General features: G+C 67.6%; 25 protein-coding genes. 10 read left to right on the top strand and 15 right to left on the bottom strand.

Going from position 1 to position 24,654, the window contains the following annotated elements:
* Positions 1-90 precede the first annotated feature (90 nt).
* The 10 genes from ACK4IU_RS05335 to dusB all read right to left on the bottom strand — a co-directional run bounded on the left by ACK4IU_RS05335 (position 91) and on the right by dusB (position 12,423).
* Entirely contained in the window at positions 91-531 is a 441-nt protein-coding gene (locus ACK4IU_RS05335) for a hypothetical protein (RefSeq protein WP_409732407.1), read from the bottom strand.
* Positions 516-1,790, bottom strand: a complete 1,275-nt coding sequence (gene hflX / locus ACK4IU_RS05330; protein WP_409732405.1) for a GTPase HflX — start codon at positions 1,788-1,790, stop codon at positions 516-518. The genes ACK4IU_RS05335 and hflX overlap by 16 nt, the downstream gene beginning before the upstream one ends.
* 56 nt (positions 1,791-1,846) lie before the next feature.
* Positions 1,847-2,080 (bottom strand): RNA chaperone Hfq, encoded by a 234-nt coding sequence (gene hfq, locus ACK4IU_RS05325; RefSeq protein WP_008028786.1) that lies wholly within the window; start codon positions 2,078-2,080, stop codon positions 1,847-1,849.
* 169 nt (positions 2,081-2,249) lie between these two features.
* On the bottom strand, positions 2,250-3,764 hold the full coding sequence (locus ACK4IU_RS05320) for a potassium transporter TrkG (RefSeq protein ID WP_409732403.1): 1,515 nt from the start codon (positions 3,762-3,764) through the stop codon (positions 2,250-2,252).
* Entirely contained in the window at positions 3,764-5,140 is a 1,377-nt protein-coding gene (trkA, locus tag ACK4IU_RS05315) for a Trk system potassium transporter TrkA (RefSeq protein ID WP_409732401.1), read from the bottom strand. Before trkA ends, ACK4IU_RS05320 begins: the two co-directional genes overlap by 1 nt.
* Positions 5,141-5,223: 83 nt before the next feature.
* A complete protein-coding gene (locus ACK4IU_RS05310) occupies positions 5,224-6,612 on the bottom strand; it encodes a sigma-54-dependent transcriptional regulator (protein WP_409732399.1) in 1,389 nt (462 codons plus the stop codon).
* Positions 6,609-8,858: an ATP-binding protein gene (locus ACK4IU_RS05305; protein ID WP_409732397.1), complete on the bottom strand. Its 2,250-nt coding sequence runs from the start codon at positions 8,856-8,858 to the stop codon at positions 6,609-6,611. Before ACK4IU_RS05305 ends, ACK4IU_RS05310 begins: the two co-directional genes overlap by 4 nt.
* A gap of 129 nt (positions 8,859-8,987) precedes the next feature.
* Entirely contained in the window at positions 8,988-10,352 is a 1,365-nt protein-coding gene (locus ACK4IU_RS05300) for a response regulator (protein ID WP_409732394.1), read from the bottom strand.
* Complete coding sequence (locus tag ACK4IU_RS05295; protein ID WP_409732392.1) at positions 10,352-11,449, bottom strand: two-component system sensor histidine kinase NtrB; 1,098 nt, start codon at positions 11,447-11,449, stop codon at positions 10,352-10,354. The genes ACK4IU_RS05300 and ACK4IU_RS05295 overlap by 1 nt, the downstream gene beginning before the upstream one ends.
* A complete protein-coding gene (gene dusB / locus ACK4IU_RS05290) occupies positions 11,446-12,423 on the bottom strand; it encodes a tRNA dihydrouridine synthase DusB (RefSeq protein WP_409732390.1) in 978 nt (325 codons plus the stop codon). The genes ACK4IU_RS05295 and dusB overlap by 4 nt, the downstream gene beginning before the upstream one ends.
* Positions 12,424-12,601: 178 nt before the next feature.
* Here dusB and ACK4IU_RS05285 point away from each other — a divergent pair, with 178 nt between their 5' ends.
* Genes ACK4IU_RS05285 through ACK4IU_RS05275 form a run of 3 tightly spaced genes read left to right on the top strand, consistent with a single transcriptional unit; the run spans position 12,602 to position 14,693 of the window.
* Entirely contained in the window at positions 12,602-13,732 is a 1,131-nt protein-coding gene (locus tag ACK4IU_RS05285; protein WP_409732388.1) for a bifunctional 2-C-methyl-D-erythritol 4-phosphate cytidylyltransferase/2-C-methyl-D-erythritol 2,4-cyclodiphosphate synthase, read from the top strand.
* The gene (locus ACK4IU_RS05280) at positions 13,729-14,229 is read left to right on the top strand and encodes a phosphatidylglycerophosphatase A (protein WP_409732386.1); all 501 of its coding nucleotides are present in this window, start codon (positions 13,729-13,731) and stop codon (positions 14,227-14,229) included. The genes ACK4IU_RS05285 and ACK4IU_RS05280 overlap by 4 nt, the downstream gene beginning before the upstream one ends.
* Positions 14,217-14,693, top strand: coding sequence for a CinA family protein (locus ACK4IU_RS05275; protein WP_409732384.1), 477 nt, complete (start codon positions 14,217-14,219; stop codon positions 14,691-14,693). Before ACK4IU_RS05280 ends, ACK4IU_RS05275 begins: the two co-directional genes overlap by 13 nt.
* Before the next feature lie 36 nt (positions 14,694-14,729).
* Here ACK4IU_RS05275 and ACK4IU_RS05270 read toward each other — a convergent pair whose 3' ends face one another.
* Together ACK4IU_RS05270 and ACK4IU_RS05265 are read right to left on the bottom strand one after the other, a co-directional pair.
* A complete protein-coding gene (locus ACK4IU_RS05270) occupies positions 14,730-15,596 on the bottom strand; it encodes an alpha/beta hydrolase family esterase (RefSeq protein ID WP_409732382.1) in 867 nt (288 codons plus the stop codon).
* A gap of 57 nt (positions 15,597-15,653) precedes the next feature.
* Positions 15,654-16,112 carry a type II toxin-antitoxin system RatA family toxin gene (locus tag ACK4IU_RS05265; RefSeq protein ID WP_149587057.1) on the bottom strand — a complete coding sequence of 153 codons (459 nt, stop codon included), beginning with the start codon at positions 16,110-16,112 and terminating at the stop codon, positions 15,654-15,656.
* A 120-nt stretch (positions 16,113-16,232) separates the two neighbouring features.
* Here ACK4IU_RS05265 and hpt point away from each other — a divergent pair, with 120 nt between their 5' ends.
* The 4 genes from hpt to ACK4IU_RS05245 all read left to right on the top strand — a co-directional run bounded on the left by hpt (position 16,233) and on the right by ACK4IU_RS05245 (position 18,887).
* Entirely contained in the window at positions 16,233-16,778 is a 546-nt protein-coding gene (hpt, locus tag ACK4IU_RS05260; RefSeq protein WP_409732380.1) for a hypoxanthine phosphoribosyltransferase, read from the top strand.
* Positions 16,775-16,951, top strand: a complete 177-nt coding sequence (locus tag ACK4IU_RS05255) for a hypothetical protein (protein ID WP_409732378.1) — start codon at positions 16,775-16,777, stop codon at positions 16,949-16,951. The genes hpt and ACK4IU_RS05255 overlap by 4 nt, the downstream gene beginning before the upstream one ends.
* 57 nt (positions 16,952-17,008) lie before the next feature.
* Entirely contained in the window at positions 17,009-17,896 is an 888-nt protein-coding gene (locus tag ACK4IU_RS05250; protein ID WP_409732376.1) for a c-type cytochrome, read from the top strand.
* A gap of 109 nt (positions 17,897-18,005) precedes the next feature.
* Positions 18,006-18,887 (top strand): hypothetical protein, encoded by an 882-nt coding sequence (locus tag ACK4IU_RS05245; RefSeq protein ID WP_409732374.1) that lies wholly within the window; start codon positions 18,006-18,008, stop codon positions 18,885-18,887.
* A gap of 50 nt (positions 18,888-18,937) precedes the next feature.
* Here the strand turns inward: ACK4IU_RS05245 and lipA are convergent, their stop codons facing one another.
* Complete coding sequence (gene lipA / locus ACK4IU_RS05240) at positions 18,938-19,882, bottom strand: lipoyl synthase (protein ID WP_409732372.1); 945 nt, start codon at positions 19,880-19,882, stop codon at positions 18,938-18,940.
* A 127-nt stretch (positions 19,883-20,009) separates the two neighbouring features.
* Here lipA and ACK4IU_RS05235 point away from each other — a divergent pair, with 127 nt between their 5' ends.
* Both ACK4IU_RS05235 and ACK4IU_RS05230 read left to right on the top strand, forming a co-directional pair.
* Positions 20,010-20,693, top strand: coding sequence for an aquaporin (locus tag ACK4IU_RS05235; protein ID WP_409732370.1), 684 nt, complete (start codon positions 20,010-20,012; stop codon positions 20,691-20,693).
* Positions 20,694-20,834: 141 nt separating this feature from the next.
* The gene (locus ACK4IU_RS05230) at positions 20,835-21,407 is read left to right on the top strand and encodes a hypothetical protein (protein ID WP_409732368.1); all 573 of its coding nucleotides are present in this window, start codon (positions 20,835-20,837) and stop codon (positions 21,405-21,407) included.
* A gap of 9 nt (positions 21,408-21,416) precedes the next feature.
* Here the strand turns inward: ACK4IU_RS05230 and ACK4IU_RS05225 are convergent, their stop codons facing one another.
* Entirely contained in the window at positions 21,417-22,544 is a 1,128-nt protein-coding gene (locus tag ACK4IU_RS05225) for a DUF6456 domain-containing protein (protein ID WP_409732366.1), read from the bottom strand.
* Positions 22,545-22,782: 238 nt separating this feature from the next.
* Here ACK4IU_RS05225 and ACK4IU_RS05220 point away from each other — a divergent pair, with 238 nt between their 5' ends.
* A complete protein-coding gene (locus tag ACK4IU_RS05220) occupies positions 22,783-23,067 on the top strand; it encodes a DUF6477 family protein (RefSeq protein WP_409732364.1) in 285 nt (94 codons plus the stop codon).
* Positions 23,068-23,131: 64 nt separating this feature from the next.
* Here the strand turns inward: ACK4IU_RS05220 and ACK4IU_RS05215 are convergent.
* Positions 23,132-24,654: trimethylamine methyltransferase family protein (locus ACK4IU_RS05215; protein ID WP_409732362.1), on the bottom strand; the 1,523-nt coding region annotated here is incomplete at its 5' end.

The raw sequence follows: 24,654 nt of genomic DNA, 5'->3' as shown, positions 1-24,654 counted from the left end.
CCGTGGACAGGCAAGCGGATCTTGCGATTTCAAGGACTTGCAGGGCCACATTAACGTTTCGTCAACAGGTTCTGTCGCTTCCGTCCGGTCTCAGCCGGCGGTGGGGTCCGAGGGCCTCAGCAGGAAGACCGTGGCCGCCAGCAGCGAGACCAGCGCAAGCGGCGTGAGGACCGGGTGCAGGAAAAGCTCGGCCAGCGGCTCGATCCCGGACCAGGTGTTGCCGAAATCCACGGCGAAGGGCGCGATCACGGTCGCGGCGGCAAGAAGCCAGAGCAGCGCAACGAGCGGCGAGGCAAGCAGCGGCAGCCCCCGCCAGCGCGTCCCCGCCCAGGCGGCGAGCGCGGCGACCGGCGCGATGGGCAGGGTCGCGAGCGCCGCATCGCGCAGCAGCCCCGGCCCCGTCACCACCAGCCCGGGCGTCAGCGGATAGCCCTGCCCCAGATAGTCGCCGGGAATCCCTTCCAGCGCAGGCAGGAACAGCGCCAGAGCAGCCAGGGCCCAGAGGCCCAGACCCCTTACAACCGCTGCCATCGTGCCTCTTGCCGGGCGGTCCAGCGGACGGTGATCTGCCAGCCGGTCTCGGTCTGTGTTTCCTTTTTCACTACGCCCTGTTCGTGCAGCCAGGCGCGGCGGCGGCCCTGGTCGAAGGGGACGGTCAGGACGGCCTCGGCCCGATCCTCGTCCAGCGTGCGCGAGACGAGGGCGAGCAGCGCCTCCACCCCCTCGCCCGTCAGCGCCGAGACCGGCAGCACCATCGGCCGCTGCGCCGCCTGCGCTGTCAGCGCCTCGCGCTGGGAGGCATCGACAAGGTCGAGCTTGTTCCAGACCTCGATGATCGGCGTCTCCTCCTTGACCCCGAGGCTCGCGAGGATGTCGGTCACGTCGGCGGCCTGTTCCACCGTCTCGGGATGGCTGATGTCGCGGACGTGGAGGATCAGGTCTGCCGACAGCACCTCTTCCAGCGTGGCGCGGAAGGCGGCGACAAGCTGCGTCGGCAGGTCCGAGATGAAGCCCACGGTGTCGGACAGGATGACCTTCGCCCCGGAGGGCAGCACGACGCCGCGCATCGTGGGGTCGAGCGTGGCGAAGAGCATGTCCTTGGCCATGACCTCGGCCCCGGTGATCCGGTTGAACAGAGTGGACTTGCCGGCGTTGGTGTAGCCCACCAGCGCCACGACAGGGAACGGCACCTTGGCGCGGGCGGCGCGGTGGAGTTCCCGCGTCTTGACCACTTGGTCGAGCTGCCGGCGCAGCCGCACCACCTGGTCGTCGATGGCGCGACGGTCGGATTCGATCTGCGTCTCGCCCGGGCCGCCGACGAAGCCGAAGCCGCCCCGCTGGCGTTCGAGGTGGGTCCAGGCGCGGACCAGGCGCGTGCGCTGGTAGCTGAGCGCGGCGAGTTCCACCTGCAACACGCCCTCGCGCGTCCGCGCGCGGTCGGCGAAGATTTCCAGGATCAGCGAGGTGCGGTCGAGCAGCTTTACCCCCCATTCCTTTTCGAGGTTGCGCTGCTGGACCGGGGACACCGGACCATCGACGATGACCAGGTCGATGCCGTCTGCCTTGAAGCGCGCCTTCAGCTCGGCCAGCTTGCCCGACCCGAAGAGCGTGCCGGGATGGGTGCGCGCCAGACGGACGACCTCGGAGCCGCAGACCTCAAGCTCGGGCAAGGCTGCCGCAAGCGCCACGGCCTCGGCCAGGCCGTGTTCAGGCAGGCGCCGCGCATTGGCCGATTTCAACGCCGGATGCAGCACCCAGGTGCGGGTGGCAGCAACGGCGGTGTCCCGCAACCGATTGCCCGCCCTTTCGGACAGGAGATCGGTTTCGTCCTGCGGGTCGTGTGCGATCAGTCTTCCCCTTCGTAGAGGCTGATCGGGGCGCCGGGCATGATGGTCGAGATCGCATGCTTGTAGACGAGCTGCGATTGGCCGTCGCGGCGCAGGAGCACGCAGAAGTTGTCAAACCAGGTGATCACGCCCTGCAGCTTGACGCCGTTGATCAGGAAGATCGTGACCGGCACCTTGGCTTTGCGGACATGGTTGAGGAAGGCGTCTTGCAGGTTTTGCTTGTCAGCGGCCATCGTTGTTGTGCCTTGTTTTTTTCTATCGCTTCACTGTCGCGTCGTTGTCGTTCTTGGTGCCCTGTCGCTGCCGCCTGGAACGGCAGGTTGAGTATGTCGTGCCGGCGGGTGAGTTTCCAGCACAAAAATCAGGCTCTTAAACGCCGCCCTTCGGGTCCGGTTCCGGGTGCTAGCGCCGGTCGGTCCCCGGCAGGACGAGCGCGAGAAGCGCGAGGGTTTCAAGCCGTCCGACCACCATGGTCAGGCCGAGGATCAGTTTCACCGGATCGGACAGCGTGGCGTAGGGGATCGGCTGGGCCGCGCCGATCTCGGCCAGCTGGCCGGTGGTGGTCAGGCTTCCGATGGTCAGGACCAGGGCGGGCTCGAACTTGACCCCGGCGAGGAGCAGGCAGGCCATCACCAGCGCGATGGAGGTGGCGAAGAGCATGAAGAAGACCCAGGCGAGTTGCGCCCCCTCGCGCCGCAGCCGCCGCGCCTCGGTCCCGCCGCGGCCGATGGAATTGGGGTGGATGATCTTTTCCAGCTCGCGCTCGCCGTGGCGCAGAAGCGCGTGGACGCGCAGGAGCTTGACCCCGCCGGCCGTGGTCGCCGTGCCGCCGCCGATGATCGCGAGGCCGAGAAGCACCAGCCCCGGCGTGCCGATCCCGGACCATTGCGTCGCCGTCTGCCAATCGGCCGAGATGTAGCCGGTCGTGGTCAGAAACGAGGCCGCGGTGAACAGCACGCCCCAAAGGGCATGCGGCGCGTCGGCACCGTCTGGCGAACCGGTCCAGTTGGCAACGAACCAGTGCCTCAGGAAAAGCAGAAGCGTGACGATCGCCAGAAGAAGCGCCGCAAGCCGCAGCTCGGGATCCTTCAGCAGCGGGCGGCGGTTCTCGGACAGGTGGACGCCCGGCAGGGCCCGGCGGGTCACGGCGAAGAGGAAGCAGGCGAAAACCGCCATCTCGCCCGGGATCCCGCCGCCTGAGGACTGAAAGGCGGTCTGCCCGGTGATGCCGGAGGTGGACAGCGTGCCCATCGCATGGATCAGCGCCGTGATGCCGGATTCACCGAGGATCATCAGGACGCACCAAAGAAGCACGGTCAGCGCAGCATAGACGGGGAAAAGCGTCAGGGCAAAGCGGGTCAGCCTCTGCGTCGGGTCCGCTGTTCGGGTGACCTGCGCGGTGCCGACCGCCCCCCGTCCCGGCGCGCGGCCCGAGATGACCTCGATCCCGCCGAGGTTCAGGGGCGCGAGGATCGCATAGGCGGCCAGGAGCGTCAGGAACCCGCCGAACCAGCCCACGGTCGCCCGCCAGAGATGCACGGTATTGGCCAGGCGGTCGGGGGCATAGACCGTGGCCCCGGTGGTGGTGAAGGCCGAGGTCATCTCGAACCAGGCATTGACCAGGGTCGTGTCCGGCAGCGCCTCGGCCAGCGGCAGCGCAAGGGCGAAGGGCAGCAGGGCATAGGCCAGCACCAGCGCGGCGAGATGGCTGCGGGCCAGGTCGCGTGGGCCATAGGCTGCGGTGGCGATCCCCAGCATCACGGTGATGACCAGAAGGAACAGACCGGAGTAGAGGAAATCGCGGGCGTGCTTGTAGTCGGCTGCGCCCAGCCCGTAGAGCGCGGGCACGACGGTGGCCAGGCCGCACAGGCCCAGAAGCACCACCAGAAGCGGCAGTTCGGCCAGCCGGGTCAGCATCAGAAGAAGTCGATCGAAACCTGCAGGAGGCGCTCGACCTCCGGCACGTCCTTGGCCATGGCAAAGAGCGCGATCACGTCGCCTGCCTCGATCCTCAGGTCTCCGGTCGGCTTCAGCACCTTGTCGCCCTTCATCACCGCGCCGACCAGGACGCCCTCGGGAAACTCGATGTCGCGGATCAGCCGACCGGCGAGCGGCGAGGTGGACAGGACCTGCGCCTCGATCATCTCGGCCTCGGCATCGCCGATGGAATAGACGGCGCGCACCCGACCGTGGCGGATGTGGCGCAGGATCGAGGAGACGGTGGTCGCGCGCGGGTTGATGTAGGCGTCGATGTCGAGGGGGGCCATGAGCGGTGCCAGCGTGGGGTCGTTCACCAGGGCGATGGTCATCGGGCAACCCGCCTGCTTGGCGCGGACCGAGACGAGCAGATTGGTCTTGTCATCGTCGGTGACGGCCAGCATCGCGTCGGCGCGGTCCACCGAGGCCTCGGCCAGCAGGTCCGCGTCCATGCCGTCGCCGTGCAGCACGATGGTGCGTTCCAGCGCATCGGCGGCGATTTCGGCGGTGGCGCGGTTCTTCTCGATGATCTTGGCGCGGATGCGGTCGGTCCGCGCCTCGAGCGCGCGGGCCACGGCAAGGCCCACGTTGCCGCCGCCGACGATCACAACCCGTTCCTGCTTTTTCGTCTTCTTTCCAAAGATTTCCAGCGCGCGGTTCACGTCCTCGATATGGGTGAAGACGTAGATCTGATCCTCGGAATAAAGCTGGTCGCCGGGATCGGGCGCGAAGAGCCGGTCCTCGCGGCGGATCCCCACGACGATGGCGCGGAGGGTGTGAAACAGCTCGTTCAGCTGGCGGAGCGGCGTGTTCAGGACCGGGCAGTCCTCGGTCAATTGGATGCCAAGAAGCTGCGCGCGGCCGTTCATGAAGCTTTCGGTGTCGAAGGTCGCGGGCGCGGCCAGCCGTTGCAGCGCGGCTTCGGCCACCTCGCGTTCGGGCGAGATCACCACGTCGATCGCCAGACCATCCTGGTTGGTCAGATTGCCGTAGAGCGGATCGAGGTAGTTCTGCGCCCGGATCCGGGCGATCTTGCGGGTGATGTCGAACACGGTATGAGCCACCTGGCAGGTGACCATGTTGACCTCGTCGGAATGGGTGGCCGCGATCAGCATGTCGGCGTCGCGTGCGCCGGCCTTTTCCAGCACGTCGGGATGGCTGGCAAAGCCGACCACGCCCTGCACGTCCAGCGTGTCGGTCGCGCGCCGGACGAGATCGGCGTTCATGTCAACGAGGGTAACGTCGTTCTTTTCGCCGGACAGGTGCCGGGCGATCTGCCAGCCGACCTGACCCGCCCCGCAGATGATGACCTTCATCAGACCCCCCGCGATCCGCCGTCGGCCCCTGAATGTCAGATCGGGGCGGAGGGGTCAATCCGGCCGGCCCGGCGGGGTTGGCGTCATTCGTCGAACTCGCCGCCCCTGCCGCCGCGGGTCGCACCGACCACGCCGAGCGACTTCAGCTTGCGGTGCAGCGCCGAACGTTCCATGCCCACAAAGCTGGCCGTGCGGCTGATGTTGCCGCCGAAGCGGTTGATCTGGGTCAAGAGATATTCCCGCTCGAACAGCTCGCGGGCCTCGCGCAGCGGCAAGGTCGCGATGGTCCCGGACAGCGACAGAGGGCTCTCGGTCTCGACCTTCGGTTCGGTGCCGGGGATCTCGGAAGCGTCGATCGGCCCGGTGCCGTCGCCAAGGATCAGGATCCGTTCGATCACGTTGCGCAATTGTCGGATATTGCCGGGCCAGGGCAGCGTCTGGAGGACGGTTTCCGCCTCGTCGGTCAGGCTGCGCTGCGGCAGGCCCTGGCTGCGGTGGAACCAGTCGATGAAATGCCGCGCCAGTTCCGGCACATCCTCGCGGCGCGCGGACAGCGGCGGCACCGCGATCGGCACCACGTTCAGGCGGTCGTAGAGTTCCTGCCGGAAGCGGCCCGTTCCGATCTCGGCGCGCAGGTCGCGGCAGGTCGAGGAGATCACGCGCAGGTCCACCCGCACCTTGTCATTGCCGCCGACCCGGGTGAACTGCTGCTCGGTCAAAACGCGCAGGATCTTGCCTTGCGTACCGAGCGGCATGTCGGCAACCTCGTCCAGATAGACGATCCCGCCGTGAGCCTGCTCCAGAAGCCCCGGCTCGACGCCGCGTTCGGCGGATTCGCGGCCAAAAAGCACCTCTTCCATCCGCTCGGGCTCGATAGAGGCCGAAGAGACGGTGACAAAGGGCGCGCTGGCGCGATTCGACTGCATGTGGATGTAGCGCGCCGCCATTTCCTTGCCGGTGCCCGGCTCTCCGGTAAGCATGACGCGGGCGTTCGACTTGGTAACCTTGTCGAGGTTTGCCTTGAGGGTCTTGAAGGCGAGCGAGGAGCCGACCATTTCCGCCGACGTCACGTCGCGGCGGCGGAGCTCCTGGTTCTCGCGCCGCAGGCGACTGGTTTCCATGGCGCGTGCGACGACGACCATGAGCTGGTCGATGTTGAAGGGCTTTTCGATGAAGTCATAGGCGCCCTGCTTGATCGCGGCCACGGCGATTTCGATGTTTCCGTGGCCGGAAATGATGACCACGGGGATGTCAGGGTTGTCGCGCTTGACGGTCTTGAGGATGTCGATCCCGTCCATCCGGCTGTCCTTGAGCCAGATGTCGAGGATCATGAGCGCCGGGGGATCGGCGTTGATCTCGGCCATGCATTCGTCGGAATTGGCTGCGAGGCGCGTGGCATAGCCCTCGTCCCGCAGGATGTCGCCGATCAGTTCGCGGATGTCCTGTTCATCGTCAACGATCAGAATGCTCATGCCTGGGTCTCCCTTGTGCCCGGCGCGGCGCCGAGCGGAATATGCGTTCGCGGACGTTTGCGGAGGGTTCGGGGTAGCCGGATCTCGGCCATGGCGCCCGGATGGTCGTTGCCCGGGAACACGGGCGCATCGAGAAGCGCGAGCGTGCCGCCGTGTTCCTCGATGATCTTCTTGACGATGGGCAGGCCAAGGCCGGTGCCCTTCTCGCGCGTGGTGACGTAAGGCTCGAACAGTCGCGCGCGGTCCGGCGGAAGGCCGGTGCCGTTGTCGGCGATGCGGATCGTCACTTCGGAATCGTCGGCAGTCATGGTCACACGGATTTCGGGGACGAAGCCCGGCGCCGCGCCCTTTTCCTGAAAGCTTTCAATCGCTTCCCCGGCGTTCTTGATCAGGTTTGTCAGAGCCTGGCCGATCATGGTGGCGTCAAGTTCCATCACGATCGGCTCTTCCGGGATCTCCTTGACGAAGCGCACACCGGGTTGGCCGTTTTCCTGCAACAGGAGCGCGCCCTTCAGAAGCTCCACCAGGTCGCAATCGCGGCGGTCGGGTTCGGGCATTCGGGCGAATTTCGAGAACTCGTCGACAATCCGGCGCAGGTCGTTGGTCTGCCGCACGATGACGTCGGTGTACTGTTCCAGATCCTCATGGTCGCGGACCTGGGTCGAGAACTTGCGCTTGATCCGTTCGGCCGACAGCTGGATGGGGGTGAGCGGGTTCTTGATCTCGTGCGCGATGCGGCGGGCCACATCGCCCCAGGCGGCCATGCGCTGGGCCGAGACGAGGTCGGTCACGTCGTCGAAGGCCACGACATAGCCTTCCAGATTTCCCGCCTCGCTGCGGCGGGTGGACATGCGGACCAGAAGGCTTTCCAGCTTGCCGCGACGGGTGAGGCGGACCTCGTCCTGCACCGCGTTGCCGGTGCCTTCGCGCAGCCGGTCGAAGAGCGCGGCGAATTCCGGCACGGCGGCGGCAAGAGGGGTGTCCACCTGCCGCCCGGACAGGTCGAGCAGGCGTTCGGCCGCACGGTTCACGAAGTCGATGTCGCCGTCGGGATCCAGGCCGATCACTCCGGCGGTGACGTTCGACAGCACCGAATCGAAGAGGCGGCGGCGCGTCTCGGTCTGGGCATGGCTTTGCACCAGAGCCTCGCGCTGACCTTTCAACTGCCGGGTCATCTGGTTGAACAGCCGGCCGAGCGAGGCGATCTCGTCGTCGCCCTCTTCCTCGACCACCTGCACGTCGAGATCGCCGCCCCCGACCCGCTCCGCCGCCCCCGCGAGGCGCCCCACGGGCCGCGAGAGCCGTTCGGCGAACCAGAGCCCCAGCCAGACCGCCGCCAGAATCAGGATCAGCGCGAAGCCCAGGTAGATCAGCCCGAAGTTGAACAGGAGCCGGCCGCGCTCGGCCTCGAGCTGGTTGTAGAGCTGGACCGTCTCCTGCGTCTCGTCGAGCAGCGACAGGATCGAGCCGTCCACCGTGCGCGTGACATAGAGATAGCGGTCGGCATAGGCGTCCAGCCGGATCAGGGCGCGGAATTCGTTGTTCTTCCAGTCCGGGATCAGGACGGTTTTGCCCTCGCTGGCCAGGCGCAGCTGCTGGGGGGTCAGGGGTTCGAAGTCGAAGAGGTAAGACTTTTCGCCCCGTGTCATCAGCTTGCCGGTGCCATCGACCAGGTAGGCCTCCTTCAGCCCGCGCTGGACGACCGCCTGGGCCTGGGAGAGAAGCGGGCGCAACTGGTCGTCGCGCAGAAAGGTGGCCTTGCGCTTGGCCTCGTTGAGATAGCCGGCAAGGGTGACGACATCGGCGGCCAGATCGTCGCGCTGCACCGCCTCGTAGGCCTGGGCGGCCGAGAGCGAGGAGCCGACAACCGAGCGGACCCGGTCGGAGAACCAGCCTTCGAGGCCGATGTTGATCGACAGCACGGCAAATACCGCGACCAGCACGGTCGGGATCAGCGCGATCAGCATGAAGACGCCGGACAACCGCATGTGCAGCCGCGATCCGGCCGAACGCGAGCGGCGGTCGGCGATAAGCCGGGCGACGCGGGCCAGGACCAGCGCGGCGATCACCAGGACATAGATCAGGTCTGCCAGCAGGATCAGCCGCAGGACGGGCGAGGCGGCGCTGGTGTTGATCGAACCGAGCGCGAGGAAGGTCGCCACCGCCAGAACCGGACCCAGGAAGACGAGGCCCAGCGTAACCGCCGTCTGCACCCGTCGCTGCCGGCGCAGGCGCGACAAGCGCATCCAGACATCCCTGTGAACCGCCCCTTGCACCCTGCCCTGCCCGTCAGCCGGTGGCTCGCCCACCAGTCACCACTATATCTAGCCGTCGCACCGGGTGAAACCGAAAAGACACAGACAGGCGTTGCGCCGCTACATCAACTTTCGACGACGGGTCACACGGATGTCGAGGTCCGTGATCTTCTTGCGGAGCGTGTTGCGGTTGATTCCCAGGAGGTCGGCGCATTTTGCCTGGTTGCCGGCTGTGGCATCCAGCGCGATCTCGATCAGCGGGAGTTCCACCTCGCGCAGGATCCGCTGGTAGACGCCGGGCGGCGGCAGCTGGCCACCATGCAGGTCGAAATACCGCTTCAGGTGCCGCGCGACCGAGGCGGAAAGCTTGTCGCCTTCGCCCACCCCGGCCAGGGGTTCGGGGCTGGGCTGCTGGCCGAGCACATGTTCCACCTCGGCGCGGGCAATCTCCGTCTCCGGAGAGGTCACGAGAAGGCGCCGGATGGTGTTTTCCAGTTGCCGCACGTTGCCCGGCCAGGAATAGGCGCGGATCAGATCGCCAGCCGGCTGCGACAGGCGGCGGACCGTTCCGAGATCGCGCTCGCCGCGGGCCAGGAAATACTCGGCCAGAAGCGGGATGTCCTCGACCCGTTCGCGCAAGGCGGGCACATGCAGGGTGACCCCGCCGAGGCGGTAGAAGAGATCCTGACGGAACTTGCCCGCCTCCATCCGTGCGGCAAGGTCGGTCTGGCTTGTGGCCATCACGCGCGGGGCCTTGTCGCCCAGCATGTCCAGCATGCGGACCACGCGGGCCTGGGTGTCGGCGTCGTAATCGGCCACCTCGTCGAAGACGATGGAGCCGCCCCGCGCCCGGGCAAGCAGCGTCGAGGGGCCTTCGATCCCGGCCAGGTCTGCGGCCTGCGCAACGACGAAGGGCAGCGTACGGCGATCGGAGAAGTCGTGGATCGCACGGGCGATCAGCGACTTGCCGGTGCCGGATTCGCCGGTGATCAGCACGGCAAGTTCGGTGTTCATCACCCGCGCGACCAGGCGATACAGCGCCTGCATCGCGGGCGTCCGGCCGACCAGCGGCAGGTCCTCGCCGGCTTCGCGCGCGGGGACCACGACGCGGGCGGCGTGGCGCTTCTGCTCCAGCGCCTTGGCCGAGCGTTTCATCAGGTCGGGCAGGTCGAAGGGTTTCGGCAGGTAGTCGAAGGCCTCGGCCTCGGCGGCCTGGATCGCGGTCATGATCGTGTTCTGCGCCGAGATCACGATGACCGGCAGGCCGGGGCGCATCTTCGAGATGCGGGGCAGCGCGTCCAGACCGTTGCCGTCGGGCATGATGACATCCGAGATCACGAGGTCGCCCTTGCCTTCCTCGACCCAGCGCATCAGCGTCATCAGCGACGAGGTCGCATGGACCTTGCAACCCGCGCGGGTCAGGGCCTGGGTCAGCACGGTGCGGATCGTGCGGTCGTCGTCGGCGACAAGGATCGTGCCGTCCATCAGGGGGACTCCTTCTGCAAGTCGCGTGGCGCCATGGGCAGCGACACGCGGAACACGGTGCGACCAGGGATCGAATCGACGGTGATCCAGCCCTCGTGGTCGGTGATGATCTTGGACACCAGCGCAAGGCCGAGGCCGGTGCCGTTCTCGCGGCCCGAGACGAAGGGCTCGAAGATGTTCGAGGCGATCTCGGGCGGGATGCCGGGGCCGTCGTCGATGATCTCGACGTTCAAGGGCAGCGCGGCCGAGGGGCCGTCCTTGCGGCGCAGGCGCAGCGAGAGGTCGTAGAAGGTGTGCAGCCGGATCGTGCCGCCATCCTTGCAGGCCTCGGCCGCGTTCTTGATGAGGTTGAGGAACACCTGCATCAGCTGGTCGCTGTCGGCATAGGTCAGCGGCAACGAGGGGTCGTAGTCCTCGGTGATGGTCATGTGGGCGGCAAAGCCCACCAGGGCCGAGCGGCGCGCGCGGTCGAGCGCGTCGTGGATGTTCACCGCCTTGCGGTCCGGCGGGCGCAGGTTGCCGAACTGTTCGACCTGTTCCAGAAGCTTCACGACGCGGCGGGTCTCCTCGACGATCAGGTCGGTCAGTTCCTGATCCTCGGGGGTCAGGTTCATCGACAGAAGCTGCGCCGCGCCCGAGATGCCGGCGAGCGGGTTCTTGATTTCATGCGCCAGCATCTCGGCCATGCCGATCGCCGAGCGGGCGGCGGTCTTGGCGCCGAGCGACCGGCCCATCCGGTCGGCGAGTTCCCGGGGGCTGAGGATCAGCATGACGATGCCGGGGTTGTCATGCATCGGCGCGAGGTGGACGGTGCATTGCACCGGCGGGCGTTCGCCCGAGGTCACGTCCACGTCGTTGATGTTCAGCGGCGACTGGTTGGCGCGGACCCGCGTCAGCGCCTCGTCCATGGGCGCGTCGATCGCGAGGCGGTCGAACACCGGCTGGCCGCGCAGCGCCTTCTGCGAGGTGTTGAGGAAGGTCTCGGCCGCCGGGTTCACTTCCAGGATGGTCGCCCCCTGGTCGATCAGAAGCGTCGGGAAGGGCAGCGAGGCCCAGATGACGCCGGGCACCGGATAGGGGGCGCGGTAGGCGGTCATGCGGCCAGCTCCAGATCGGCGAAGGCCAGTTCGACCAGACGGATCACCTCGGCCGGGTCGGTCGAGGTCAGGATCGGTTCGCGCGCATGGGGCAGGCCGGCTTCCTCCAGATACCAGCCGAGGTGTTTCCGCGCCATGCGCAGGCCCAGTTCGGTGCCGTAGAAGGTGAGCATGTCGTCATAATGGTCGAGGATCATCCGGCCGAGCCGTCCGCCCTCGGGGATCTGGGGCGCTGGCGTGCCGTAGAGATCATGCGCGACCTGGGCCAGCCGCCAGGGCGCCCCCTGCGCGCCGCGGCCGATCATGATGCCGTCGGCGCCGCTTTGGCGCAGGGCTTCGCGCGCGGTGGCGGTGTCGGTAATGTCGCCGTTGGCGATCACGGGGATCGACACGGCCTCCTTCACCGCGCGGATCGCGGCCCAGTTGGCTGCGCCCTTGTAGAACTGGCAGCGGGTGCGGCCGTGGATGGTGATCATCCGCACCCCAGCCTCTTCGGCGCGGCGGGCAAGGTCGGGGGCATTGTGGAGCGTGTCGTCCCAGCCGAGGCGGGTCTTGAGCGTCACCGGCACCTTGACCGCCTTCACCACGGCCTCGATGAGCTTCAGCGCAAGGTCGAGGTCGCGCAGGAGCGCCGAGCCGCAGAGGCCGGTCGTCACCCGCTTGGACGGGCAACCCATGTTGATGTCGATGATCCGCGCGCCCTGCCCTTCGACGAAGCGCGCGCCTTCGGCCATCCAGTGCGGATCGCGGCCTGCGAGTTGCACCGAGGTTGCCTGTTCAGTGAGTCCCAGTTCCGCCCGGGCACGGGCTTCGGGATGGGCGCGGACAACCTCGGCGGAGGCCACCATCTCGCTGACGACAAGCCCTGCACCAAAGCGCGCCACCAGCCGGCGGAACGGCAGGTCGGTGATTCCGGCCAGCGGAGCCAGAAACACGGGGGGATCGAGCGTGAGCGGGCCGAGAGCGAGGGGCAAGAGCCTGTTCCTTGTGCAATTGATCCGGTGTTAGTCCGGGATGGGATGCCGACCAAGCCGGCGCATCGGGGATCATGACTGAAAAAGATGCGATGCACAAATTTTGTGCAATGCGCTGGTGCAAGCGCCAGATTGTCATGCAGGTCGGGCTGGATTAGGCAGAGGCAAAGGAGCCCGCATGCGCACAGCAGTCATCATCGTCGCCGCCGGTCGCGGCAGCCGCATGGGCGGCGAGGTTCCCAAGCAATGGCAGATGCTTGCGGGCAAGCCGGTGCTGGCCCACACGCTGGCGGCCTTCGCCGGGATGCAGGTGCTGGTGGTGATCCATCCCGACGACCGCGCCCGCGCCGAAGCCCTTGGTGTGCCGCTGGTCGAGGGGGGGGCGACGCGGGATGCCTCGGTGCTGGCGGGGTTGCAGGCGCTGGAGGGGTCGGGGGTAGAGGCGGTGCTGATCCACGACGGCGCGCGGCCGCTGGTCAGCCGGGCGCTGATCGGGCGGCTTCTGGCGGCGCTGGAGCGGCACGAGGGTGCCGCGCCGGGTGTGGGGGTGACGGATGCGCTGTGGCGCGGGGCAGAGGGGCTGGTCGCGGGTACGGTCGACCGCACGGGTCTCTACCGGGCGCAGACGCCGCAGGCTTTCCGCTATGGCCCGATCCTTGCCGCGCATCGGGTGTATGGCGCGGGGTCGCTGGACGATGTGCAGGTGGCGCGCGCCGCGGGTCTTGACGTGGCGATCGTCGAGGGCGAGGAAACCAATCTGAAGCTGACCTTTCCCGGCGACTTCGCCCGGGCCGAGGCGATCCTGAAGGGGCGCGAGATGGATGTGCGGCCACAAGTCAGGTTGGGCAACGGCTATGACGTGCATGCCTTCTGCGAGGGCGATCATGTCTGGCTGTGCGGGGTGAAGGTGCCGCATGGGCGTGGCCTTCTGGGCCATTCGGATGCCGACGTGGGGATGCATGCGCTGACCGACGCGATCTATGGCGCGCTGGCCGAGGGCGACATCGGCCGGCACTTCCCGCCCTCGGACCCGCAATGGAAGGGCGCGCCGAGCCATATCTTCCTGTCCCATGCTATGGGCCTGGCCCGGTCGCGCGGCTATGAGCTCGGAAACTGCGACGTGACCCTGGTCTGCGAGCGCCCGAAGATCGGCCCGCATGCCATCGAGATGCAATCGGAATTGGCCCGGATCATGGGGGTCGCGGCAGACCGCGTCTCGGTCAAGGCCACCACGTCCGAGCGCTTGGGCTTCACCGGCCGGGAAGAGGGGATCGCGGCGCTGGCCACCGCGACGCTGGTGCGGGCATGAGCGGGCTCGTCGCCACCTTCTTCGGCGCGGGGCACCTGCGGCCGGCAAGCGGCACCTGGGCCAGCGCGATCACCGTGGCGCTGGCGGTGGCGGCCTATGAGGCGGGCTGGGCGCTGGCGGTGCCGGCGGGCTTTGTCCTGGCGACACTGGCAGGCTTCTGGGCGGTGCCGCGCTATCTGGCGCGGGCGGGCGGAGAGGATCCGTCCGAAGTGGTGATCGACGAGGTGGCGGGGCAGCTGCTGGCGCTGTGCTTCACCATCATACCGCTCTGGCGCCACGGCGTGGACCTTCTGGCCGCCTGGCCGGGCTGGGTGGCGCCGTTCCTCTTGTTCCGGCTGTTCGACATCTGGAAGCCCTGGCTGGTAGGCCGGGCCGACCGGAGGGGCGATGCGACGGGCGTGATGCTGGACGACCTCTGGGCGGGGCTATTCGCGGGGGTCGCCGCGATGGGTCTGGCGGGCCTCTATCATGGGGTGGTGGAGCCATGGCTGCGGTAGATGTGGCAGAGATTCTGGTGCGGGCGCGCTACTGGGGCATCCGCATCGCCACGGCGGAAAGCTGCACCGGCGGCATGGTGGCCGCGGCGCTGACCGACATCGCCGGGTCGTCCGACGTGTTCGAGCGCGGCTTCGTCACCTACTCCAACGCGGCGAAGATCGAGCTTCTGGGCGTCCGCCCCGAGACGCTGGCCGCGCATGGCGCGGTATCCGAGGAGGTGGCGCGCGAGATGGCCGAGGGCGCACTGGCCCACTCGGCGGCAGAGCTGGCGGTGGCCATCACCGGCATCGCCGGCCCCGGCGGGTCGGAGTTCAAGCCCGAGGGTCGGGTCTGCTTCGGCCTTGCCCAGCGCGGCCGCGAGACGCGGGTCGAGACGGTGGAATTCGGCGCGCCTGGCCGGTCGAAGGTGCGGGCGGCTGCGACAAGGCACGCGCTGGACCTGCTGGCCGGGGCCTTGGAGTAGGGCCAGATCCTTTCGAAAGGATTTGGCCCCCCCGCCCTAAGGTTGCAGAGCGAAGAAGCGCAGGATTTCGGTGTTGGCGTCGATCTCCTGCGTCTTGCCCTCGGTCAGCCGCGCCTTGCGCCCGCCGGGCCAGTGATGCGCCCCGCCCTCGACGGTCATCAGCCGCACCACGACGCGCCCGGCCTTGCTGTAGTCGGTAACGATGACCGCCGTGCCGTCATCCCTGCGGTCGATGCGGCGGCTGGACTCGCTCAGCGCCCCCCACGGCGCCTTGAAGGCCCGGACCACCGAGGCGACCGAGGAAAAGTCGGTCCGCGTCAGGCTCGAGTCGCCCTGCCCGCCCTCGTAGGGCACCATGGGATCGGCGGTGCCGTGGATGACAAGCGCCGGCACCCTGCCCTGCACCCGGTTGCGCGAGGTGTCCATGGTGCCGGCGACCCCTGCCACGGCGCGCACCCGCGCGGGGTTCCGCGCGGCGAAGGTCTCGGCCATGATCGAGCCATTGGACATGCCGGTCAGGTAGACCCGCGAGCCGTCAACGCCGAAACGCGTTGCGGCGTCGGCGATCACCTGTTCGAGAAAGCCGATGTCGTCGATGCCCTGCCGCGCGGCATAGCCGCAGCAGTAGCCGCCGTTCCAGGTCAGAAGCCGTTCGCCCCGCCGCCCGGTGCCCGCGGGGAAGGCCACGGCAAAACCTTGTCGGTTCGCCGCCCGGGCCAGGCCCGACGCACTGGCGAACTGGTCGGGATCCCCGCCCCCGCCGTGCAGGGCCAGGATCAGGGGCGCCCCCGAGGCGCGCGCAGGCAGATAGATTTCATACCAGCGCTCGCCGAGCCGGACCGTCTCGGCGGCAGCGGCGATGGGAAGGAGAAGCAGGGCAAGGAGAAGGGCAAAGCGTCGCACGGGATACCTCCGTTGGAATGTGAGGCACTCACGCCGGCGTGAGGGATTTCCGTCGCGTCAGGCCGCGCCCGGCCCGTAAAGCTCTGCCGCGCGCCGTTCGAAGGCGCGGACCACCCGCTGCATGGCATCGTTGAACACCACGCCGATGATGCCTTGCAGGATCGCGTTGCGGAATTCGAAATCGACGTGGAAATCCACCTCGCAGCCCCCCGGCGCATCGCGGAAGGCCCAGTTCGAGCGCATGTAACGGAAGGGTCCGTCGATGTATTCGGTGTCGATCCGCTTCTGGTCCGGCCAGAGCGTCACCCGGCTGCCGAAGCGTTCGCGGAACACCTTGAAGCTGATGACGAGATCGGCCTCCATCACCTCTCCCCCGCCGGGGATCGGCCGGCGCGAGCGGATGCGGGCGGCCGAGTTCCAGGGCAGGAACTTCGGATAGGACGCGACATCGGCCACCAGATCGTACATCTGCTGGGCGGTGTAAGGCAGGCGCTTGGTCTCGGAATGGGTCGGCATCGGCTTTCTCTTGCCCGTGATGTGGCCCGAGACGCGGCCAAGATCAAGCGGGCGTCCTGTCACGGCCTAGGCAAGGGCGGCTCTTGGCGCTAGGAAGGGGCGAGCAGTCAGGACAGAGCCATGCCCGAACGCCCATATGTCATCGACCGGATGATCAGCGCGAAGTCCATCGCCGCGCGGGTCGAGGCGCTGGCACGCGAGATCACGCGCTATTTCGAGGGCACCGACAAGCTGGTGGTGGTGGGGCTTCTGCGCGGGTCCTTCGTGTTCATCGCCGATCTGGTGCGCGAGATCGACCTGCCGGTGGAGGTGGATTTCCTGGAAGCCTCCTCCTACGGCGACGCGATGCATTCCAGCCGCGAGGTGCGCATCCTGAAGGACCTGCGCGGCGAGATCGCGGGCCGCGACGTGCTGGTGGTCGAGGACATCATCGACACGGGCTTCACGCTCTCGCATGTGCTGCACCTGTTGCAGGCGCGCGGCCCGGCGCGGCTGAAGACCTGCGCGCTTCTGGACAAGCCCTCACGGCGGGAAGTCCCGGTCAAGGCCGACTGGACGGGGTTCGAGATTCCCGACGAATTCGTCGTGGGCTACGGGATCGACTTCGCGCAAAGGAACCGGAACCTGCCCTATATCGGCAAGGTGCGGTTCACGGAGGAGGCATGAACCAGCTTCTGTGGCTTCTGCGCGCGAAGCGCTGGGTGCAGAACCCGCCCTCGGCGGCCCGGGTGAAGCTGGTACTGGGCGTCGTCGCGGCTTGCCTCGCCGTGGTCGTGCTGGAGCGCATCTTCGGCTGGCCCGACTGGCTGGCGGTGGACAGCCTGCGCCGCAATCCGTGATTGGACGCGGGGCACGGGTCGGATAGGCTCGCGTCCGGGTTGCAGACGGAGAACGGGATGCGGATCTTGCGCTGGCTGGTGGTCCTGGGGCTGATCGCGGCGGGCGGGGTCTATGTCATGGCCCGGCCGCAGCCGCTGGCGGCGGCGGCGGTGGCGAACCTGACGGGCGACGCGGCGAAGGGCGAACTCGTGTTCTGGGCCGCCGGCTGCGCCTCGTGCCACATGGCCGAGGGCGCGAAGGGCGAGGCGCAGCTCGTCCTGTCGGGCGGGCAGCGGTTCCCCTCCGATTTCGGCACCTTCGTCGCGCCGAACATCAGTCAGGACCCCGAACACGGGATCGGCACCTGGTCGCTCCTCGACCTCGCCAATGCGCTGAAGCGCGGGGTCAGCCCGGAGGGCGAGCATTACTACCCTGCCCTGCCCTATGCGTCCTATGCGAAGATGCAGATGCAGGACGTGGCCGACCTTTACGCCTTTCTGAAGACCCTGCCGGCCGACCCGACGCCGAGCCAGCCGCACGAGCTGGCCTTTCCCTTCTCGCTGCGCGAGACGGTCGGGGTCTGGAAGCTTCTGTTCCTGTCCGAGGCCTGGGCGCTGCCGGGCAACCTGACCCCCACCGCCGCGCGCGGCCGCTACATCGCGGAGGCGCTGGCCCATTGCGGCGAGTGCCATACGCCGCGCAACCTGCTGGGCGGGCTCGACACCGCGCGCTGGCTGGGCGGGGCGCCGAACCCCTCGGGCCAGGGCCGGATCCCGAACATCACGCCGGGCAAGCTGGGGTGGAGCGCGAGCGACATCGTGCAATACCTGACCACGGGCTTCACGCCGGACTATGACAGCGTGGGCGGCCACATGGCGCATGTGGTGGAGAACATGGCACGCCTGCCGGAAAGCGACCGGGTGGCGGTGGCGGAATACCTGCTGGCGGTGCCGACCGTCCAATGAAAGGGCGCCAGGTCCGCGGCTCCCCAACACAAGATCTTGACAAATTGGGCATTCCCTTTGCCGCCGATTGCGTCATAATGACAAAAAAACGAGCAGAACGGACAGTGACATGAACAGGATCATTCTCGCCACCCTTTTCGCGACCGTCGCACTTCCCGCTGCCGCCCAGACCACAGGCAACGGCCTGAGTTTCGGCGGTGAGGTGAAGCTGGAATATCTGGACGCCAATCCGCGCATCTGGGCCTTCTACGGCGATGTCGGCGCGAACTGGCGGTCTGGCGGGCTTCTGGGATTCGACACCTCTATCGAAACGACGCGGTTGGACGACGGAACCGATCTGTCCAACTACTGGGCGGCACTCGTCCTGTCCACCGGCGCGGGCGAGTTCGCGCTGGGCGCGCCGCGGCCACTGGTGGACAGCCTGAACGTGATGCCGAAATTCTCGTCGTCACGGGTGGTCGATCTGGAGACAAGCTTCTTTACCGGTTCCATGACCTCGCTGTTCAGCATGCAGGACAACGGGGCCACCCCGGGCGTGACCTATTCGAACACAGCCGGCAGCCTGACCTACGGCGGGGGTTACCACCACCTGAACGACGGCGACAACATCGACATCATCGAGGGCGTGATGCAGTACAAGTCGGGCGCCATGTCGCTGTTCATTGCCGGCGAATACGCAAATGCCGAAGGCCCGAACCTGTCCCTGTTGCAGATCGGCGGCCTCTACGACGCCGAGCGGTTCGACCTCGGGCTCGCGCTGTCGCAACTGCACAGCTCGGACACCATCCACAGCCTGCGGCTGCACGGTAGTGTCGATGTGATGGACGCGCTGGCCCTGCGGGCCGACGCGCTGCTGATCCAGGATTCAAGCGACATCTATTCGCTGTCGGCGACCTACAGCCTGCCGAACGGCCTGTTCGTCGAAGGCGGCGGGACCAAGATCCAGAACGGCAACGAAGTCTTGGACTTTGGCGTCGGGTTCAAGTTCTGAACCCTCGCGCAGGGAACGCCGTGGGCCGCTTTCGGGCGGCCCTTTCGTTTTCAGCCCCGCCCCGCCTGCCGCGCCGCGCGCATCCGCGCGAAATCGTCGCCCGCGTGATAGGACGATCGGGTCAAGGGCGTGGCCGAGACCATGAGGAACCCCTTGCCCCACGCCGCGGTCTCGTAAGCCTTGAACTCCTCGGGCGTGACGAAACGATCAACCCGGTGGTGCTTGGGCGTCGGTTGCAGGTATTGCCCGATGGTCAGGAAATCGACATCGGCCGAGCGCATGTCGTCCATCACCTGCAACACGGCCTGCCGCGTCTCGCCGAGGCCGACCATGATGCCGGACTTGGTGAACATCATCGGGTCCAGTTCCTTCACCCGTTGCAGCAGGCGCAGCGAATGGAAGTAGCGCGCGCCCGGTCGGACCTCGTGGTAGAGACCGGGCACGGTTTCGAGATTGTGGTTGAACACGTCCGGCCGCGCCTCGACCACCTTTTCCAGCGCCGAGGGCGGGCATTTCAGGAAATCGGGGGTCAGCACCTCGATCGTCGTGCCGGGGGAGCGATGCCGGATTGCGCGGATCGTCTGGGCGAAGTGCTCGGCCCCGCCGTCGTCGAGGTCGTCGCGGTCCACGCTGGTGACGACGACATGGTTCAACCCCAGTTCGGCCACCGCATGGGCCACCCGGCCGGGCTCGAAGGCGTCGAGCGTCTGCGGCTTGCCGGTCGCCACGTTGCAGAAGGTGCAGCCGCGGGTGCAGATCTCGCCCATGATCATCATGGTGGCATGGCCCTGGGACCAGCATTCGCCCACATTGGGGCAGCCGGCCTCCTCGCAGACCGTCACCAGCTTCTTTTCGCGCAGGATGTCGCGGGTCTGCTTGTAGCCTTCCGAGGTCGGGGCCTTCACGCGGATCCATGCGGGCTTTTTCGGTTGCGCATTGTCGGGCCGATGCGCCTTTTCCGGGTGACGTCCTTCGGGAAGCTTGAGGTCGCGCACGGAAATTTCCCCCTGACCGCATGGTTCCTTCCCAGATAAGCCGGTTTCCGGCCCAAGGCAACGCGGACGAGTCCGCGTCTGGCGCCCGCCGCCCATGCAGCGGGTGCAACTCGGAAGGGAGCACGCGATGTCAAAGACCTTTGTTGCGGAAGTGATCGGAACGGCGATCCTGGTGCTGTTCGGCTGCGGCGCCGCGGTGCTGATGGGGGCCGAGATCGGGATGACCGGTATCGCCCTGGCCTTTGGCCTGGCCATCGTGGCGGCGGCCTACGGGATCGGCCCGATCTCGGGGGCGCATCTGAACCCGGCCGTCAGCCTGGGCGCCTTTCTCGCAGGACGGATGAGCGCGGGGGCACTGGCCAGCTATGTTCTGGCGCAACTGATCGGTGCGGTGATCGGCGCGGCGATCCTCTATGCGATCGCCTCGGGCAAGGCGGGCTACGACATCGCGGTCAACGGACTGGGGCAGAACGGCTATGGCGCGGGCTACCTGGGCGAATACAGCCTGGCCTCGGCGCTGATCCTCGAGGCGGTGATGACCTTCCTCTTCGTCACCGTGATCCTCGGCGCCACGCAGGAGGGTGCGCCGGCGGAACTGGCGGGCCTGGCCATCGGCCTGACGCTGGCGGCGATCCATCTGGTCGGCATCAACGTGACCGGTGTTTCGGTGAACCCGGCGCGGTCCTTCGGCCCGGCGCTGTTCGTCGACGGCAAGGCGATGGCCGATCTCTGGGTATTCATCGCCGCACCGCTTGCCGGAGGCGCGCTGGCCGGGATCCTGCACCGGGCTGGAGTTACGCGCGCCGCCTGACAGGCAGGCTGGCCGCGCGATCCGGGGACGGGGAACCCCGGCGGAGGGGGGGCGTCCATTCTGACGCCCCCCTTCCGGCTTGACGCGGATCAAGGCCGGACCCTTGCCGAACGGGCAGGAAGGCCCCAGAAACGGCGGGTCATGATGTCCGTCACCGAACTTGCGCTGGCCGTCCTGCTCCTGCTGCTCACGTCGGGGCCGACCAATTCGCTGATGCTGCTGGCCGGGGCCGAACGGGGCTGGGGCGGGGCCTTGCGGCTGATCCCGGCCGAGCTTGCGGGCTATTTCCTGACCGTTCTGCCGCTGGCCCTGGCGGGCGCGGCGCTTCTGGACGGTGCCGAGACCCTGCGCAGCCTGGTGACGCTGGCGGCGGGCACCTGGGTTGCGGTGCTCGCGGTCCGGCTGTGGCGTCTGCCCGAGACGGTGGCGGCCGGTCAGGCCGTAGGCGCGCGCGCGCTGTTCGTGACGACCTCGCTGAACCCCAAGGCGCTGTTGTTCGGGCTGGTCCTGCTGCCCTCGCCCGACCGGCTGGGGGCGAACCTGGCGCTGTTTGCGGGGCTGGTGGTGCTGGTGGCGATGCTCTGGGCCGGCCTTGGCGCCATGCTGCGCCAAGGGAGCGGCCAGCCGCGCGCGCTGTTCCTGCTGCGGCGGCTGGCCTCGGTCTGGCTGGCGGCGATCTCGCTGGTGCTGATCGCGCGCGGGGTCGGTGCCTAGGGTCGGGGCCTAGCCGATCAGCGGGCCGGACTTGCCATAGGTTTCCTCGTAGTGCCGGCGCAGGCGCATCAGCGCGATGCGCAGCACGATCTTGCCCGAGCGCGCCGCCCAGCCCATGCGCTTTTCGGCCACCTCCAGCCCTTCGAGGAAACAGCAGCAGCGCAGCGCCACGTCGCCGAGCCCCGGCCCGAGGTCTCGCAAAGCCGCCGCCACCCGACCGCGTGCCGAGGACGGGCCTTCGGCGAGCCCGCTGTCGGGCTGGAAGGCGCCGCGGTCGCCACCGGTGAGGAACCGGTCCCAGTTCTGCGCCACGCGCGGCCCCATCTGGGCCAGTTCGAAATCCTCGCGCAGGCGTTCGGCGGCGGCCACCAGTTCCGGTTCGAGGAAGGGCTTGCCATCCCGGTCCCGGCGCCGGCCCAGAAGAGCCACCGGGCTTTCCGCCAAGTTGTAGCGCACCCGGCGGGGGCCCGCGTCGTCCATCACCTCGCGCTCGCCCCAGACCCGGTGTTGCTCGCCAAATGGCGTCGCGGCCTCGGCCATGCCCTGGCGGCGGCGGTCCTCCTCGTCCACCATGCGTTTCAGCGCCGCACGACCGGCCGAGGTGATCTCGTAGGTCGCAACCCGGCCCGGCTTGCGGCAGGTCACCCAGTCCTTCAGCGCGAAGGCATGGGCGACCGAACGTTCCAGCACTGCGGTGCGCAGGCTGCGCCCGTCGGGCAGGTCGCGCAGCACCACCGCCTTGTCGAGGTCGGGGGCAATCGCCATCACCGCGCCGGGTTCGGCCAGCCGGCGCAGGACGCGAATCCCCTCGCGCAGCAGAGCCTGTTCGTCGAACATCTCGGGCGGCTCACCGGAACGGTCGGGGCGCGGGTGGACTGACATCTGAAGGACATCCTTTTCGGCTGAGACATCGGACTGGCGGGAGACGAGACGGGAGATTGCCGTCAGGGCCTCGTCCATCAGCGGGTCCTCGCGGCGGTTCTCGAACCGTCGCACCTGGCGCAGGATGGTCGAGGCATGCAGGCCTTCGCGCCGCGCAAGCTCCCTGAGCGATGTGCCGTCTTCGGTATGGTCGAGGTAGTGACGCACGGCAGCAGGAAGCCAGTCCGGCAGGCTGGCAGCAGTCAGTTCTGGCAATTCGGTCGTCCTGTATCTGTCCACACCCGGGCTGCAATATGTCCAGCCTTGGACGCACACAACCTTGGGTGGAATTGGTTACCTGTTGGTTAAACTTCCGTCATATCCCGACAATTCGATGGAAAGCTTAAACTCTTCGGTAACCTCCGCGCGCTGATCAGCGGGCTTGCGCAACGCCAGGTTGTATTCGGTCAGGATGGTTCGGTCCAGATCGTCTGACCTGCAAAGGAGGATTCCGATGACCGACTGCCGCTCTCTGCTTGCCACCCTGCGTCGCCCGCGGCTCTTGATGCGCGCCGCGCGTTTCGGCCTGGGCGACTACCGGCGCGAGCGTGACCTGCGCCGATATGTTGACCACGCGGCCTCGCCGGAAGAGACGGTCAGCTCGCTGATGTCGGTCGAGGCGCGGCTGGAGGCCACGCGCCAGGCGGGTGACGCCGGCTATTCGGTGGCCCGTCACATCGAGGTGCTGATCGCCCTTCTGGCCGAAGCCCAGTTCCTGCGCCGGGGCGAGACGGCCTGAACCGCCCCCGCACATGCAAAGGGCGGCCAATGGCCGCCCTTTCCGGTTTCGGGCCGTTGCCCGCTCAGATGAAGGCGTCCGGCATCTCGGCCTTGCGGCGGGCGACGTAGGCCTCCAGCGCCTCGCGAATGCCGGGGTCGATCTCGGGGGCCTGGTAGTCGGCCAGAAGCTTCTTCACCCGTTCGTTGGCCAGCGTCTGCGTGTCACGGCTGCCTTCCTCGGCCCAGGTCTCGAAGGGCTTGTAGTCGAACAGGTCCGACCGCCAGAAGGCCGACTTGAAGTTCGCCTGGGTATGGGCGCAGCCGAGGTAGTGGCCGCCCGGACCGACCTCGCGGATCGCGTCCATGGCCTGGCCGTTGGTGTCCATCTGGATGCCCTGCGCCAGATGGTGCAGCGTGCCCAGCTGATCGGCGTCCATGACGAATTTCTCGTAGGAGGACACGAGGCCCCCTTCCAGCCAGCCGCAGGCGTGCAGCATGAAGTTCACGCCCGCCAGAAGCGCCATGTTCAGGCTGTTCGCGGTCTCGTAGGCGGCCTGCGCGTCCGGCAGCTTGGACCCGCAGAACGACCCGCCCGAACGGTAGGGCAGCCCCAGCCGCCGCACCAGCTGACCCGCGCCATAGGTGATGTGCGCGGCCTCGGGCGTCCCGAACGTGGGGGCGCCCGAGTTCATGTCGATCGAGGTCACGAAGGCCCCCGCGATGACGGGCGAGCCGGGGCGGACAAGCTGGCTGTAGCTGACGCCCGCGAGGATTTCCGCCAGCACCTGCGTCAGCGTCCCCGCCACCGTCACCGGCGCCATGGCCCCGCCGACGATGAAGGGCGAGACGATCGAGGCCTGGTTGTTCGCGGCATAAACCTCGAGCGCGCCCATCATGATCCCGTCGAAGACCATCGGCGAGTTGATGTTGATGAGGCTGGTCATCACCGTGTTCTCTTGGACGAAGTCCTTGCCGAACAGGATCGAGGCCATGTCCACCGAATCCTGCGCGCGGCTGGGTTCGGTGACCGAGCCCATGAAGGGCTTGTCCGACAGCGTCATGTGGGCAAGCAGCATGTCGAGATGGCGCTTGTTCACCGGCACGTCGGTCGGCTCGCACACCGTACCGCCGGAATGGTGCAGCCACTTCGACATGTAGCCGAGCTTCACGAAGTTCCGGAAATCCTCCAGCGTCGCATAGCGGCGGCCGCCTTCCATGTCGCGGACGAAGGGCGGGCCATAGACCGGGGCGAGGACGAGGTTGCGGCCGCCCACCTCGACGTTGCGTTCCGGGTTGCGGGCGTGCTGGGTGTAGGTCTTGGGCGCGGTGGAAATCAGCTTGCGCGCCAGGCCACGGGGAATGTGGACGCGTTCGCCCTGTACGTCGGCCCCGGCATCGCGCCAGCGCTGCAACGCCGCCGGGTTTTCCACAAAGTTGACGCCGATCTCTTCCAGCACCGTCTCGGCATTGTGCTCGATGATCTGGAGCGCTTCCTCGTTCAGGATCTCGAAGTTCGGGATGTTGCGCTGGATGAAGCGCGCGGTCTCGAAGCTGATCGCGGTGCGTTCCGCCCGGCGGCTCGCGCCGCCTCCACTGCGCGACCGGC

Source organism: Tabrizicola flagellatus (genome assembly GCF_046295235.1).
GTDB classification, from domain to species: domain Bacteria; phylum Pseudomonadota; class Alphaproteobacteria; order Rhodobacterales; family Rhodobacteraceae; genus Tabrizicola; species Tabrizicola flagellata_A.
The sequence above is the reverse complement of the archived record's forward strand: the minus strand, read 5'-3'. Positions and strand labels throughout refer to the sequence as shown.